Annotated in this window: 18 protein-coding genes and 1 tRNA gene; 8 read left to right on the forward strand and 11 right to left on the reverse strand. The window is 69.6% G+C overall.

The genetic code is table 11. From position 1 onward, the window contains the following. Positions 1 to 578: 578 nt before the first annotated feature. A complete protein-coding gene (gene udk, locus QOL69_RS03560; protein ID WP_283402058.1) occupies positions 579 to 1,277 on the reverse strand; it encodes a uridine kinase in 699 nt (232 codons plus the stop codon). 256 nt (positions 1,278 to 1,533) lie between these two features. Between udk and QOL69_RS03565 the strand changes: the two genes are divergently transcribed. From QOL69_RS03565 to QOL69_RS03580, 4 genes are all read left to right on the forward strand, one after another. Continuing rightward, the gene (locus tag QOL69_RS03565) at positions 1,534 to 2,265 is read left to right on the forward strand and encodes a CBS domain-containing protein (RefSeq protein ID WP_283402059.1); all 732 of its coding nucleotides are present in this window, start codon (positions 1,534 to 1,536) and stop codon (positions 2,263 to 2,265) included. Between the two features lie 80 nt (positions 2,266 to 2,345). After that, on the forward strand, positions 2,346 to 2,894 hold the full coding sequence (locus tag QOL69_RS03570; protein ID WP_283402060.1) for a GNAT family N-acetyltransferase: 549 nt from the start codon (positions 2,346 to 2,348) through the stop codon (positions 2,892 to 2,894). A 61-nt stretch (positions 2,895 to 2,955) separates the two neighbouring features. Next, positions 2,956 to 3,029 (forward strand) — tRNA-Thr (locus QOL69_RS03575). Between the two features lie 64 nt (positions 3,030 to 3,093). Beyond that, a complete protein-coding gene (locus QOL69_RS03580) occupies positions 3,094 to 3,297 on the forward strand; it encodes a hypothetical protein (RefSeq protein WP_048076328.1) in 204 nt (67 codons plus the stop codon). 33 nt (positions 3,298 to 3,330) lie between these two features. On the opposite strand, the gene QOL69_RS03585 is transcribed toward QOL69_RS03580, so the two are convergent. Further along, positions 3,331 to 3,750: a universal stress protein gene (locus QOL69_RS03585; RefSeq protein ID WP_048076327.1), complete on the reverse strand. Its 420-nt coding sequence runs from the start codon at positions 3,748 to 3,750 to the stop codon at positions 3,331 to 3,333. Between the two features lie 126 nt (positions 3,751 to 3,876). Further along, on the reverse strand, positions 3,877 to 4,401 hold the full coding sequence (locus QOL69_RS03590; protein ID WP_283402061.1) for a CinA family protein: 525 nt from the start codon (positions 4,399 to 4,401) through the stop codon (positions 3,877 to 3,879). A 60-nt stretch (positions 4,402 to 4,461) separates the two neighbouring features. On the opposite strand from QOL69_RS03590, the gene QOL69_RS03595 reads away from it, so the two are divergent. The 3 genes from QOL69_RS03595 (at position 4,462) to QOL69_RS03605 (ending at position 6,020) form a co-directional block, all read left to right on the forward strand. After that, positions 4,462 to 5,130, forward strand: coding sequence for a class I SAM-dependent methyltransferase (locus QOL69_RS03595; protein ID WP_283402062.1), 669 nt, complete (start codon positions 4,462 to 4,464; stop codon positions 5,128 to 5,130). After that, on the forward strand, positions 5,127 to 5,690 hold the full coding sequence (locus QOL69_RS03600) for a transcriptional regulator FilR1 domain-containing protein (protein WP_283402063.1): 564 nt from the start codon (positions 5,127 to 5,129) through the stop codon (positions 5,688 to 5,690). Before QOL69_RS03595 ends, QOL69_RS03600 begins: the two co-directional genes overlap by 4 nt. 69 nt (positions 5,691 to 5,759) lie before the next feature. Next, complete coding sequence (locus QOL69_RS03605; protein ID WP_283402064.1) at positions 5,760 to 6,020, forward strand: hypothetical protein; 261 nt, start codon at positions 5,760 to 5,762, stop codon at positions 6,018 to 6,020. Positions 6,021 to 6,183: 163 nt separating this feature from the next. Here the strand turns inward: QOL69_RS03605 and QOL69_RS03610 are convergent, their stop codons facing one another. The 5 genes from QOL69_RS03610 to QOL69_RS03630 all read right to left on the reverse strand — a co-directional run bounded on the left by QOL69_RS03610 (position 6,184) and on the right by QOL69_RS03630 (position 10,718). After that, the gene (locus QOL69_RS03610; RefSeq protein ID WP_283402065.1) at positions 6,184 to 6,636 is read right to left on the reverse strand and encodes a hypothetical protein; all 453 of its coding nucleotides are present in this window, start codon (positions 6,634 to 6,636) and stop codon (positions 6,184 to 6,186) included. 455 nt (positions 6,637 to 7,091) lie between these two features. Continuing rightward, the gene (locus tag QOL69_RS03615) at positions 7,092 to 7,733 is read right to left on the reverse strand and encodes a thymidine kinase (RefSeq protein ID WP_283402066.1); all 642 of its coding nucleotides are present in this window, start codon (positions 7,731 to 7,733) and stop codon (positions 7,092 to 7,094) included. A 57-nt stretch (positions 7,734 to 7,790) separates the two neighbouring features. After that, positions 7,791 to 8,246, reverse strand: a complete 456-nt coding sequence (locus tag QOL69_RS03620) for a hypothetical protein (RefSeq protein WP_283402067.1) — start codon at positions 8,244 to 8,246, stop codon at positions 7,791 to 7,793. A gap of 84 nt (positions 8,247 to 8,330) precedes the next feature. Continuing rightward, on the reverse strand, positions 8,331 to 9,407 hold the full coding sequence (locus tag QOL69_RS03625; RefSeq protein WP_283402068.1) for an amidohydrolase family protein: 1,077 nt from the start codon (positions 9,405 to 9,407) through the stop codon (positions 8,331 to 8,333). Between the two features lie 51 nt (positions 9,408 to 9,458). Next, positions 9,459 to 10,718 (reverse strand): HD domain-containing protein, encoded by a 1,260-nt coding sequence (locus QOL69_RS03630; RefSeq protein WP_283402069.1) that lies wholly within the window; start codon positions 10,716 to 10,718, stop codon positions 9,459 to 9,461. Between the two features lie 116 nt (positions 10,719 to 10,834). On the opposite strand from QOL69_RS03630, the gene QOL69_RS03635 reads away from it, so the two are divergent. Further along, a complete protein-coding gene (locus tag QOL69_RS03635) occupies positions 10,835 to 11,239 on the forward strand; it encodes a universal stress protein (RefSeq protein WP_283402070.1) in 405 nt (134 codons plus the stop codon). A 42-nt stretch (positions 11,240 to 11,281) separates the two neighbouring features. Here QOL69_RS03635 and QOL69_RS03640 read toward each other — a convergent pair whose 3' ends face one another. The 3 genes from QOL69_RS03640 to QOL69_RS03650 form a co-directional block, all read right to left on the reverse strand. Beyond that, a complete protein-coding gene (locus QOL69_RS03640) occupies positions 11,282 to 12,493 on the reverse strand; it encodes an HD domain-containing protein (protein WP_283402071.1) in 1,212 nt (403 codons plus the stop codon). Positions 12,494 to 12,565: 72 nt separating this feature from the next. After that, positions 12,566 to 13,522 (reverse strand): halocyanin domain-containing protein, encoded by a 957-nt coding sequence (locus QOL69_RS03645; protein WP_283402072.1) that lies wholly within the window; start codon positions 13,520 to 13,522, stop codon positions 12,566 to 12,568. Between the two features lie 9 nt (positions 13,523 to 13,531). Then, a complete protein-coding gene (locus QOL69_RS03650) occupies positions 13,532 to 14,080 on the reverse strand; it encodes a helix-turn-helix domain-containing protein (protein WP_283402073.1) in 549 nt (182 codons plus the stop codon). Positions 14,081 to 14,149 lie beyond the last annotated feature (69 nt).

Below are 14,149 nucleotides of genomic sequence, written 5' to 3' on the forward strand. Positions count from 1 at the left end.
TGGTTCAGGCTCAACTTGTACTTCCACCTCTGCCCCGCATTCAGGGCATTCGAAAATTTCCGTTTTCATCATATAGTGATTTTTCTGGCTGGGACTTAAGCGTGGGTACCAGTTCTATCGGAGAGTAGTTCTCCTGTATTGAGCAATTTGCGGTGTGAACTATCAACTGTTGAGGATTTCAACAGAGCCATTGACCGAGGAGTGACTACGACAATTGCTTATAAATGACGGTGCGGTGGCGCGTGCCTCCGAGCGGTCGCCTCTGGCGACCGCGAGGAGCACCGCGCGAGGGAGTCAGCGGCGACCAGCGGGAGCCGCTGACGAGGCTGGGGAGGTGTGAGGTGCTGTGCGGGGTGGGAATCGAAGGGGCAGTCGCGAGGACAAAGCACGACGAAGTAAGCACCGCAGGGAGTGAGCGAAGCGAACGACCGAGGAGCGCAGCGAGTCGCGCGAGTCCTCGCGGCTGGGGCTTCGGTGGTCGTGTTCTCAGCAGAATCCGCATCGTAGCGAGCGGCTGGGGCTTTAGCGGTGTTCGCTGTTCCGACAGCTATTCTCAGCGAGTCGGCGTATCGAACCGATTAATCGTCGCCGTCGATGTCGAGCGAGCGCTTCTCGCCGAGTTCCTGTTCGAGACTCCCGCGCTCCCAGCTCCTGACGGCGTCGCCCTCGACCTCGGCGCGGAGCTTCTCTTCGAGGAGGTTCACCGCGACGCTGTTCGCGCCTTCGGGGATGATCACGTCGGCGTGTTTCTTCGACGGCTCGATGAACTGCTCGTGCATCGGCTTCACCGTCGAGAGGTACTGGTCGATGACGCCCTCCAGGTCGCGGCCGCGGTCGATAACGTCCCGCCGGATCCGCCGCAAAATGCGCACGTCGGCGTCCGTCTCGACGAACAGCCGGAGGTCCATCATGTCGTTTATCTCCTCGTCGTACAGCGCTAAGATCCCCTCTAACACGATGACGTCGGTCGGCTCGACGGTGATGCGCTCGTCTTTCCGGTTGTGAACCTCGAAGTCGTACTGGGGCATCTGGACGGACTGGCCCTCAAGCAGGGATTCGAGGTGCTCTCGCAGCAGTTCCCACTCGAACGCCGAGGGGTGGTCGTAGTTGACCTCCTGCCGCTCCTCGAAGTCGAGGTGCGAGAGGTCCTCGTAGTAGTTGTCGAGCGGGATTCGAGTGACGCTGTCGCCGAGATCGCGGGTGACGAGCCGGGAGACCGTCGTCTTCCCAGCGCCCGTCCCGCCCGCGATCCCGATCACGAACGAGGGAATGGCCATACCGCCGTTCGAACGTCGGAGGGTTTGAACGCTCCCTTTTCGTCGTCCCGCCCTCCGCATCACTCGCCGCGTTCGACTCGCCGCGTTCAACTCGCCCGTAACTCCCGGAGAACTCCCGGACAACTCACGGACAACTCGGGCAACTCTCTGAAGGTCTCGCGCCGTTTAGTGTGCGAATCGATCGCAAGAGTACGATCGGTGGCGGTATAACGGTATCGGGGGCAGCTTTTAGCCGATCGGAGCGAATTCGAGACGTATGCGAACAGACACCACGGTCCGTGACGTGATGCACCGCGAATTTCTCGGCGTCAGCGAGTCGGACTCGCTCTCGGACGCGGCCGCGCTGCTGGTCGAAGAGGAGACGAACTGCGTGGTCGTCGTGCGCGGCGGCGACCCGGTCGGGCGGCTGGAGTCCCGCGACGCGCTCGACGCGCTGCTGGCGGCGACCGGAGGCGACACGGAAGCCGAGTCGGAGACGGATGTCGACGAGCGCACCGTCGGCGACGCGATGGGACCGCCGCTCCCGACGATGTCCCCGGACGACTCCCTGACGGCGGTCGAGGAGCGCCTCGTCGCGGACGGGGCCGACCGCGTCGTCGCCGTCGACGAGGGAGAGGCGGTCGGCGTCGTGACGGACGGCGACGTGCTCGCCGCGGGCGCGCCGCGAACGGGGGCCGACGGGTTCGGCGGCGAGACCCCGACCGGCGACCCCCGACGCGACGAGACGGTGGTCTCGACGGCCGCCGCGGCGGACTCCGACGCCGAACGAGGTGCCGGGGCGACGATCGATCCGGAGTCGGCGGCGGACCGCGCAGCGGCCGCCTCGCTGGACGGACCCCCTGACGGTGACAGCGGGAGCGCCTCGCGGCCCGCGGAGACGCCGAGCGAGTCGTCGACGCAGGGCGTCTGCGAGAACTGCGGCGCGTTAGTCCCCGACCTCGTCAGCGCCAACGGGCAGGCGGTCTGCCCGAACTGCCGCGAGGTCTGACCCGTCTCCGGACGACCGTTCTCCGAGCGATCGGTTCGCCGGTCGGCAGCCTCAACACGCCGCGAGCCGAAGCCGGGCACATGGCCGCAACGGACCCCCGCATCGAGCCGGCGACCGCCGACGACGTCGACGCCGTCACCGACATGTGGGTAGCGCTCGCGGCCGGCCAGCGAGAGTACGGTTCCACGCTCCGCGCCGAGGCGAACCGCGCGACGGTCCGCGAGTGGGTCGCGCAGTCGGTCGTCACGGGCGACCTGCTCGTCGCGCGCGACCCGGGATCTGCGGCGGACTCCGAGGACGAAGCCGGTCTCGTCGGCTTCGTCGGCTTCTCGCTCGAACACGGCGGCTACGAGCGCGACGCCGTCCGCGGCACCGTCAGTAACCTCTTCGTGGTGCCGGAGCGGCGCGGCGAGAGGGTCGGAACGGCGCTGCTCGACGAGGCCGAGCGCGCGCTCCGCGACCGGGGGGCCGACCGCGTGGCGCTGGAGGCGCTCGCCGACAACGACCGCGCCCGGTCGTTCTACGCGGCGCGCGGCTACGACGCCCACCGCGTCGAACTGACGAAGCCGCTGGGCGACGAGAGCGATGGAGACGGGGCCGATGACGACGCGAGAGACGAAAGCGACTGACCCCGGCCGGGTTCGCGGAAAGCGACACGCACACATAGGAGGACCGAGTACGGCCGCACGCGCCAGGGGAGCATGGGCGGTTCATGCACTCGACTTGTAATCGAGACTTCCGGGGTTCAAATCCCTGCCCTGGCTTGGATCCGCTCCGCGCTCGTTCTCACGGGCGTTTCTTAAGTATCCTCGACGCCCAACGGCGAATATGGACCCGTCGGACCGCGCGCTGCTCGGCGTGGCCGGAATCGTCGGCGCGCTCGTGCTGGCGGTCGCGTTCGCCGGCGGCTACCTCTTCGGCTTCGACGAGTCGGCGGCCCGCCCGATCCGGCTCCTCGCGGTCGAACCCCTCACGTGGATCGTGGTCGCCGCGCTCGTCGTCGCCGTCGTCGGCAACGCCTACATCGAGTGAGGGGGCGACGCTCGCGAGAGGGGCCGGAGGGGTTCACCGCACGACCGTGACCGGCACGGGCGACTTCTGGAACACCGTCTTCGCGACGTTGCCGACGAGCAGTCGGTCCGCGAGCGAACTGTTGTGCGTGCCTAAGACGACCGTGTCGAACCCCTCGGCGTGGTCGATGATACTGCGGGCGGGCCGGCCGACCGCGATGAGCGTCTCGACGGTCTTGTCGTGTTCGGCGGCGATCTCTTGGGCCCGCTTGAACACGGGTTCGGCCGCCTCGCGAACGCCGTCGTCGTCGTCGTCGGACAGGGCGAGCCCGGTCGCCTCGCCCATCATCGGCGAGGCACCGCCGAGGACGTGGATCACGGTTATCTCGGCGTCGTCGTGCGCGTCGAGCGCGTACCGAAGCGCCTGCTCCGCGAGGTCAGATCCGTCCATCGCCACCAAGACGCGTTCGATCATGCCGGCGTTACACGGAGGAGTGTGATAAACGCTCGCACGCGAGGTCCCGAAGTCGCTTCCCGACTGCCGCCCAGCCGTCCACCGCTCAGCCGTCCACCGCTCAGCCTCGTCTCTCAACCGCGCCTCTCAGCCCTCGGCGTTCCCGTCGACATCTTCGATCGCTCGGACGAGCGCGTCGAGCGCAGTCTCGGCCGCGCCGCGCTTCACCGCGTCGCGGTCGCCGTCGAGGACGGCTCGCTCCGTCCGGACGAACGACTCCTCGGTGCCCCACGGCGCGGCGTGCGCGACGCCGAAGTAGACGAGTCCCACTGGCTTCTCGTCGGTCCCGCCCGTCGGCCCGGCGATCCCGGTCGTCGCGACCGCCCAGTCCGCGTTCGCCCGGTCGCGCGCGCCGGCCGCCATCTCGCGCACGACCGGGTCGCTGACCGCGCCGCGAGCGTCGAGCGACTCGCGGGAGACGCCGAGCAGCTCCCGTTTCGCGTCGTAGGTGTAGGTCACGAACCCGCGGTCGAAGTAGGCGCTCGCGCCCGGAACGTCCGTCACCCGTGACCCGACGAGCCCGCCCGTGAGCGACTCCGCGGTCGCGAGCGTCTCGTCGCGGTCGCCGAGGAGCGCGTTCAGCCGCTCGGCGGGGTCCGTCGCGTCCTCCATGCCTCCCGCTCCGAGCGGCGCGCCCCTGAGGTTTACGCCCCGGCGCGTCGAAGGGCGACCGTGACCGACACCGACTGGGACGAGCGGTTCGCGTCGGGCGAGTACCCGCGCGCGCCGGAGCCGTCCCCCGTGCTCCGCGCCTACGAGCCGTCCGTACCCGACGGCCGCGCGCTCGACGTCGCCGCCGGAACCGGCCGCAACGCGGTGTTCCTCGCCGACCGCGGCCGCGAGGTCGACGCGCTCGACGCCTCCGCGGAAGGACTCGAAATCCTCCGCGAGCGCGCCGCGGAACGCGGGATCGGCGATCGAGTCGAGACGATTCAGGCCGACGCCTCGACGCACGAGTTCCCGGCGGAGACCTACGACGTGATCGCGATGAGCTACTTCCACGCGCTCGACCGGTTCGCCGACCTGATCGAGTCGCTCGCGCCGGACGGGTACCTCTTCGTCGAGGGACACCTGCGGTCGGCGGACGCGTCGTCCGGGCCGAGCGGAGACCGGTACCGCTACGCGGCGAACGAACTGCTCCGCGCCGGGATGGGACTGAGCGTGCGCTACTACGACGAGACGACGACGGAGCGGCCGGACGGTCGACGTCGGGCCACGGCCCGACTGCTCGCGCAGAAGTCGACCGGCGGTCGGCAGTCGTATCCGCAGCGCCCGGGCGTACCGGAGCGGTGGCCGGGCGGCGACGCCGACTCGACCGCCGAAAACGAGCGAGACCCGTGAGCGACGAGGCCACCGGGTCCTCGGCGTCGCCCGCGGCGGTCCTCCGGTCGCTCGTCGCGAACGCGGTCGACGCCGAACCCGCGAGCCTCGACGACCGGATCGAGGTCGTCGAACGCGGGGCCGGAGCGACGGACGCGGAGGACGCCGCGCCCCCAGACGAACGGCTCGCGGAGCTAGTCGGCGCGGCCGAGAGCGTCGTCGCCGTCGTCCCGCGATTCGACGCCGATCTCGCCCGGCGACTGAACGCGTCGCTGTCGTCGTCCGGGACCGTCCCGAGCGACGTCCGAGTGGTGTTCACGGACGCGGCGGGCGACCGCCTCGCCGGGGCGACCGGTCCCGTCGTCCGGCGCGCCCTCTCCGAGCGCGGGGTCGACGCCTACCGGCACGACGGCGAGTCGCCGGTCGCGGTGGTCCTCGCGGACGACCGCGCCGCGGTCGGACTGACCGACGGCGACGGGATCTCGGCGCTGCTGTGGACGGACGCGCCGGCGGTCCGCGAGTGGGCGGCCGCGACGTGCGCACGCTACCTCGACGCGGCCGAGCCGGTGACGGAGGGGTGAGCAGGTCTCGTCCGTGCGAACCGCGTCGGTCTCCCGACCGCTTTTGAGGGTCGCCGTCGAAGGACGCGTATGAAAGCGCTACTGCTGTTGGTGGCCGGGATCGGCGGACTGCTCGAAGCCGTCGCGCCGCGGCGCGCGGTCGCGGTCTGGACGCGCGCGCTCTACCGGAACGCGGGCGAGGCGGAGCCGCGGGAGTGGGTGTACGCGGCCGCGAAGGCCGAGGGGGCGCTGGTGGCCGCGGGCGCGCTCGTCGGGCTGTTCCGGCTCGCGACCGACGACGACGAGGTGCCGGAAGCGGGGGACGCGGACGAGCCCGACGGTTCGGCGTAGGTGGGATCGGAGATCGGACGCAAACGAGATCGAGGGGCAGAGACGGAGTCGACGGGGGATCAGTGGCTCTGTTGAAATCATGGAAACGTGATAGGTTCTGTTCTCCCGTGCGGTCAATACAATATATTCGAGTAAGACATCGGGTCTCACCCTGTAGAGATCTTCAGGGTGAGCCGACGTTGTTATGACGCTGTGTGAGGTATGCGGTCGCTCCAAATAACGTAGCAACGTAGATTAATGGGGTAACGAGTCCAAATACGTGAATGGCCGCAACGAAATAATACAGCGGCTTGGAAGGGTTCCAGCCGTTCTCGTTCTGATTCAACGCACGAACGTCCATGATCAGACTCACCGAGAATAGCGGCACCAACAATCCACCGACGAAAACCAGTCCGATACCAGTAATGACGGAGAGGAGCGGGAATCCAGCTTCGGCTCCAAAATGGGCAATCCACACGACTGCTGTGAGAATCGGAACGACTACAACGCCATACCACCAGTTAGATTCTGGCACTGTTCCTTGTTTGAGTGAAACGCCGCAGTTCAAAAATTGTTCGCCAGCTAATGCTGTCTGCTGAATTTGAACCCTACATCTTGTACGGTGTCCGAACATCATCTGAGACTGGTAGGACTTCCGACGGTCGATAAGCAGGTTTCATGGACCGGCTGTTTCAGGCGAGAATCTATCTGAAGAAGAGATTTTTATAAAGCCTCTCGTATATAAATCGCTGATCGATACGAACACCGCCGAAGCCCCAGTCGCGAGGCGGGCGCACGCTCGCTGTGCTCCTCGTCGCTCGCTTCACTCGCTCCTGCGGTGCTTGCTTCGCCTGCGCCCGCCTCGCGACTGCCCCTTCGAGTCCCGCCCAACCGCAACCGCAGCCTCACACCTCCCCAGCCTCGTCGGCGGCTCCCGTTGGTCGCCGCCGACTCCCTCGCGCGGTGCTCCTCGCGGTCGCCGAGGGCGACCGCTCGGAGGCACGCGCCACCGCACCGCAGATCGGTCGCTGTTCTTCCTGTACTGAGCGATTAAGGGAAGTATCAACTAATAAGAATTTCAACAAAGCCGGATCAGTCGTTCGCGGGGTCCGCCTCGGCCCCCTCAAACGGTCGCTCCTCCTCGGGTCGCTCTCCGGTCAACAGGACGTGGCAGTCGCGACACCGCGCCTCGTAGGACTCCTCCGCGCCGACGAGGATCGTCGGGTCGTCGACGTGGGCCGGTTCGCCCTCGATGAGCCGCTGGTTCCGAGAGGCCGGCTCCCCGCAGACCGAGCAGATCGCCTGTAGCTTGTCGACGTACTCGGCGGTCGCCATCAGCTGCGGCAGCGGCTCGAACGGCTCCCCGCGGAACGTCTGGTCGGTGCCCGAGACGATCACCCTGGTTCCGCGGTCCGCGAGGGTGTTACAGACCTCGATGAGCGCGTTCGAGAAGAAGTTCGCCTCGTCGATCGCGACCACCTCGGCGGGGTCGTCGTCGAGGATGTCGAGCGGGCCGTCGCCCTCGTTGTCGACGACGGTCGCCTCCCACTGTCGGCCGGTGTGGCTGCCGATCGTCGCCTCCCCGTAGCGGTCGTCGACCGCGGGCGTGTAGACGGCGACCGACTGACCGGCGATCTCCGAGCGCCGGAGCCGGCGGAGCAGCTCCTCCGTCTTGCCCGAGAACATCGACCCCGAAATGACCTCGATCCAGCCGGATCGAGTGATGGCGTGCATACCCGATCGGGCCGGAGCCAGCGACTAAACCGTTTCTCTCCGGGCGCGGGCGGCGAGCTAGACGCCGGTCGCCACTCCGACGACCGCGGCCGCGACGAGGACGTACGTCGCCGCGGAGACCGCCCAGTCCCGGCGGATCGGACCGAGCCGCTGCCGCGGGAGGCCGGACGCCCGGGGGAGCGGGACGAGCGCGAAGAAGCCGACCATCAGCGCGAGCAGCGCGACGCCCGCGACGGCGAGGGTCACGAGGGGACCGAGGCCGAGAAGCGATCCGACCGCGGCGACGAGACCGACGAACAGCAGCCCCGAGCCGCCGCCGGCGACGTAGTGGACCCACGTCGCCAGCCGCTCCGGCGCGTCGTCGACCGGAGTGTCGGTGAGCACGCCCGCGGCGACCTTCGGTGCGGTCGTCCCCTCGGGGAGCCGCGCCATCGCCACGTCCATCGCGAGCGTCGCGACGAGCCCGACGACCGGGCCGAGGGCGAGACCGGCGAGCAGCGAGAGCGTCGTCATTGCGAGATCACACGGTCGGAAGGGGTTTCACTCCGTCGACCGGGGAGCCCGACTTCGGGGACGAGATCCGGCGGGCGAGCGCCCTCAGTCGTCGCGAGGATCGTCGCGGGGGACGACGGTCTCGCCGCCGATCACGACCCGCGAGACGTCGGCGTGGCCGGCCCGCCTGACGATCGCCCGGACGAGGTCGCGCGCGCCGGCGAGGTTGTCTGAGTCGCCGTCGAGGACGAGCAGGTCGGCGTCGGCCCCCTCCCGCACCACGCCGCGGTTCAGGCCGGCTATCTCCGCGCCGTTGCGCGTCGCCATCCGCAGTATCTCCTGCGCGGGGAGATCGGAGAGCTTCGCGGCGAACTCCATCTCGCGGAACATCGACGGCGAGTCGGTCATCACGTTGTCGGTGCCCAAGGCGACGGTCGTCCGCTCGGTCAGCTCGCGGATCGGCGGGACGCCGACGTTCGTCACCAGATTCGACCGCGGGCAGACCACGACTGGGGTCCCCCGATGTTCGAGCCGTTCGAGGTGGATCCCCTCCGCGTGGACCATGTGGACGAGGAAGTCCGGGTCCAGATCCATCGCGGGGTTGATGTCGTCGGCGTCGCGCTCGCCCGCGTGGATCCCGAACAGCTTGCCGGCCTCGCGCGTCTCGGAGCGGACCGCGTCGAAGTCGGCGTCGCGGGCCCCGGAGGCCCCGTACCCGTCGGCCACGGAGAGGACGTCGGGGTCGTCGCGGCCGAAGACGACCGCCTCGATCGCGCGCTTACCGAACTCGACGCCCTCGCCGGCGAGCGCGTCGCGAAGCGCGCCGACGCCGTCGACGCCGCCCTCGCGGAACTCCAGGAAGGTCCCGGTCCCGGTCGACTCCATGTACCGCAGGGTGCGGGCCATCGCCGACACCTTCTCCTCGCGGCCGGCCGCCCGGAGGAGCCGGTGTTTCAGCCCGTCCGGCGGGGCGACGAGTTCGTCGAGCGAGAGGCCCTCGCCCGCCTCCTTGGCGATGGAGTCGCCGATGTGGGTGTGGGCGTTGACGAACGCCGGGCAGATCACGTCGTCGCCCTCGGTCTCGCGTTCCTCAACCCGGACGATCTCGCCGTCCGCGACGACGACCCGGCCCTCGACCGGCTCGAAGTCGGGGCCGACCAGAATGGTCCCTTCGAGATACATACCGGAGGCTCGCCAGCCGAGGGTAAAACGTCACGGGGACGCCCCGTCCGCTCAGAACTCGTCGAGCGTCGTCGGCATCGCGCCGCGCACCTCGGTCACGAGACCGTCGGAGTCGAGTCCGAGGACGTCCCCGGCCGCCCGGCCGACGCGGTCGGTCGCCGGTTCGGGGGCATACACGCCGAGCCGCCACTGGTTCCGCTGTGCGGTCCGGAGCGCGGAGACGAGCGGCGACTGCCGCCACAAGCGCCGGATCTCGCCGTTGACGGTGACGCGCGCGGTCGACTCCCGCATCGTCGGCTCGGGCGGCACGTCCAAGATCACGTGGTCGCGCGCGACGCCCGCCTCCTCGGCTATCTCGCGTTCGAGCGCCGCCTCCGCGGCGTGGTCCGCCTCGTGGACCCGGTCGGGAACGTCGTCGTACTCGGCCCACACGGCCAGCTTGTAGAGGTCGCGCTCGTCGTACCGCCGGGAGAGTCCGGCGGTCTCCCGGCAGTCCCGGATCGCCGCGAGGAAGTCGTGGTCGTCCATCCGCCGGAGCTCGGCCGCGGTCGTCGCGGTCGCGTCGAGGAGGTCGCTCGCGGCCCGGCGCAACATCGCCTTCGAGATGCGCGCCACGTGATGGGTGTAGACGACCGGGTTCATCAGCGCCCGGGCGAGCAGCAGGCTCTCGGCGGTCTGGACGTTCCCCTCGTCCAAGACGAGCTGCGGGCCGCCGCGGTCCGGCTCGTCTCCGTCCGGGATGTCGTCCCGTTCGACGAACGTCAGCTCCCGGACGAACCGCTCGGTGTCGATGGTGCCGTACGGGACGCCCGTGTGGTAGGCGTCGCGCACGAGGTAGTCCATGCGGTCCACGTCGAGTTCGCCCGAGACGAGGCCGGCGTACGGTCCCTCGCCGGCGACGATCTCCGCGATCCGGTCCGGGTCGAGATCGTGGTCGCGCAGGGCCTCGCCGACCGCGCCGGTCGCGAGCAGCTCGCCGACATCGTCGTGGTACTTACCGGTCCGCCGGTGCGTGAGCGATTCGAGGTTGTGGCTGAACGGGCCGTGACCGGTGTCGTGGAGCATCGCCGCCGCCTCGATGCGGTCGGCGCGTTTCCCCTCGATCCCGAGGTGGTCGAGCGCACGGCTCGCGAGGTGGTAGACGCCGAGGCTGTGTTCGAACCGTGTGTGGTTCGCGGAGGGGTAGACGAGCTGGACCGTCCCGAGCTGTTTCACGTGGCGGAGGCGCTGGACGGCGGGGGTGTCGACGAGGTCGGCGGCGACCCCGTCGATCTCGATGTGGTCGTGGACGGTATCCTTGACCGTGATCATGCGTCCGCCTTCGGCGGCACGAGATAAAAGGCTGTGAGTGTCGATCGGGACGCGCCGATACCGCGAGCCACGGATCGGCGGTACAATTTATATCCCGATCGGACGAAGCGTCGCGCATGTACGACGTGTTGCTCGGAATTGGACTCGACGACGAGGCGAGAGCGACCGCACAGGCGGCGGCGGTGACGGACCTCCCGGCCGCCGCCGACGAGGTGACCGCGCACCTCTGTCACGTCTTCCGAGACAACCCGGAGGGCGCGTCGGTCCACCAGCTCGGAACCGTGCGGCGCGCCCGCGAGGTGTTGGAAGACGTCGGTGTCGAGTGCGTCCACTACGAGGCCAGCGGCGACCCCGCCGACGAGCTGCTCGTGGCCGCGGCCGACGTCGACGCCGACGCGATCTGCGTGTCGGGTCGGAAGCGGAGTCCGACCGGGAAGGCCGTCTTCGGCAGCACCACGCAGGCGCTCGTGTTGAACGCGGACCGGCCGGTTCTGACGGTTCCGGGACCGGAACGAGAGTAAACGAGAGAATCCGCGCGGGAGACAAGCGGTCGACGGAGCCGGTCAGGCCGAGGGACGGTTCGCCGCACGCAGCCCCAGCACGTCCCGCGCCGCGATCGCGACCGCGTCGACGTGCTCGGCCGGACAGTACACCCCGAGCGTCCAGCGGCGGCGCTCCGCGGCCCGGAGTCCGGCGACCAGTTCCGAGGCGTCCTCCAGCCGCTGGGGGACGCCGTCGACGACGACGGCGGAGCCGGACTCCTTGAGCGCCGGCCGGGAGGGGATGTCGACGACGACCGCGTCGCGGTCGATTCCGACGCTCTCGGCGATCTCTCGTTCGGCCGCCCGCTCCTCCGCGCGCCCGGCGTCGACCGTGCCGGCCGGCACCTCGTCGAGTTCGGCCCAGACGGCGCGTTTGTACAGGTCGCGCCGCTCGATGCGCTCGCCGAGCGCCGGGACGCGGTCGCGCAGTTCGACGAGGAGGTCGTGGTCCGCCATCCGCCGGAACGCCTCGACGTCCGCCTCCGTCCGATCGAGGTAGCGCTCGCAGGCGCGCTCTAACATTGCGCCCGCGACGCGGGAGACGTGGTGGCGGTAGACGACGGCGTTCATCAGCGAGCGCGCGACGAGGAGGCTCTCCGCGGTGGCGACGTTCCCCTCGTCCAAGACGAGGTCGGCGTCGCTCCGGGACTCAGCCGAACCGTCGCCGCCGACCAGCCGGAGTTCGGTGACGAGCCGACCGGTGTCGACGGTTCCGTACGGGACGCCGGTGTGGTGGGCGTCGCGCACGAGGTAGTCCATGCGGTCCACGTCGAGTTCGCCCGAGACGAGCGGCCCGAGCGCGCCCGCTCCGTCGATCAGGGCGGCGACGCGCTCCGGGTCGAGCCCGTTGCGTTCGAGGACCTGACACACCTCGCGGTCCGCGTCGGTGAGCAGCCATCGCACGTCGTCGTGGTCGCGCCCGGTCGCGCGCCGGATGATCCCCTCGGTCTGGTGGCCGTACGGGCCGTGGCCGACGTCGTGGAGCATCGCCGCGGCGCGGACGTGCGCCGCGGTGTCGTCGTCGACGCCGAGCCCCTCCACCGCGCGGCCCGCGAGGTGGTAGACGCCGAGGCTGTGTTCGAACCGCGTGTGGTTCGCGGCGGGGTAGACGAGCCGGACCGTGGACAGCTGTTTGATGTGGCGCAGCCGCTGGAACGCCGGCGTGTCGACCAGTTCGGCGGCGACGTCGCCGAGCCGGACGTGACCGTGGACGCTGTCCTTGATCGCCTTCATTGTCGGCTGATCGCCCGCCGGGGAATTGGTCGTTTCGGCTCGCCGATCGGCCGCCCGGTCTCGCCAACGCGGTCAGTGTCGGGACTCGGCGACGACGACCGCGCCGCGCATCCCGTCGTCCCGGTGGCGTTCGCAGGCGTACTCGTAGATCCCCGGATCCTCGAAGACGCGTTCGAAGGTGTGTTCGTCCTCCTGATATTCGGGGGAGTCGGCGGCCTCGACGGCGACGAGGTCGCTCTCGAACGACCCGTCCTCGGCGACGACGCTGTGTTCGCCCGCGCCGGGGACCCAGCGCCACCTGACGGTCGTGCCGGGCGTCACGCGGAGCGCGGGGGTGTCGTAGACGGGCGCAGTCTCCCACTCCTCGGCCTCCGGATCGTATCCACCGGGACCGCCGACGCGGACGCTGACCGCGTCCCGTCGGAGCGGGTTCGCGGTCTCCGAAACGTTGGGCGTTCGATCGAACCAGTCGCCGTAGTCGACCGGCGTCGTGTCGTACTCCGTGACATACAACTCGATCTCCGGGCCGACGACGATCGCCCCCTGCTCGCCGATCGTCTGATGGGGACGGCAGGAGTATCGGGTGACCCCCTCGTCGGCCTCGGTGAGGGTGACGGCGTACTCGTGGGTCGCCTCGTCGGTGAGTTCCGACTCGATCGCCGCGGGACCGTCGTACGTCACCACGTCGTGGACGCCGCTCTCACCGGTCCACTCCCAGCGGACCGTCGTGTCGTAGTCGACCCACACCGCCGCGGGGTCGAACCGGAACCCGTCGCCGTCGCCGACCGGGATTACAACCTCGTCCTCTCCCCGTCGGTCGACCGTCCCGGCGTAATCGGTCCCGCCGTCGAACCAGTGGCCGTACTCCGGCTCCGGCACGTCCGTCGTGTCGGTGAACCCGTCGCCGGAGTCAGTGTTGCCGCCGCCAATCGGATCGAGCGAGCCGAGACAGCCGGCGAGCGCTCCGAGCGTTCCGCCCGCCGCCAGCGCCAGCGCGCGGCGACGGGAGGTGGAGGGCGTTCGTGACATCGGCCGGGATCACTCGTCGACGACGTCGATCCCGAACCGCTCTTCGAGCGCGCGCACGACCGACCCGCCCACGTTCGCGGTCGCGGCCCGGCCGTCCTCGACCGCGAGGAGATCGTCCTCGTCGACCTCCAGCTCGGCCGCCACCTCCTCGACGGTCAGCCCGGCGTCCTGTCGCGCCTCGGTGACGACGTCGCCGTAGCCGGAGACGAGGTACGGGAGCCGATCGGACTCGTAGCTCGTCCCCTCCTCCTCCCAGCGCTTCGAGTCGCCGGTCGCGGAGTCGTACATCTTCGCCTGCTTCCGGGCCAGCTCCTTGTTCCGGCTCTCGGTCGGACTCGACCCGGACCCGGCCCCACCGGGGCTGCCGCCCGTGTTTCCGCCGCGAGAGTCGCCCCCGCTCGGGGCGTTCCCGGCGTCGTCGTGGGGGCGGCAGTTCGAACACACGAGCAGCTTCGCGCCGGCGACCGTCGCCTTCCGGAGGTCGGTGGTCTCGCGGCCGCAGAGCTCGCACGCGTCGCCGTCGTCGCCGCCGCCGCCGCCCGTCGAGTACTTCGGCATACCCCGAGTAGTGGGCCGGGCCGTTAAAAAGCCGTGGAGGGCGCGCTCGGCGTCGCGAACGCGTTTGAC

It is taken from the genome of Halorubrum sp. DM2 (genome assembly GCF_901686465.1).
GTDB lineage: Archaea > Halobacteriota > Halobacteria > Halobacteriales > Haloferacaceae > Halorubrum.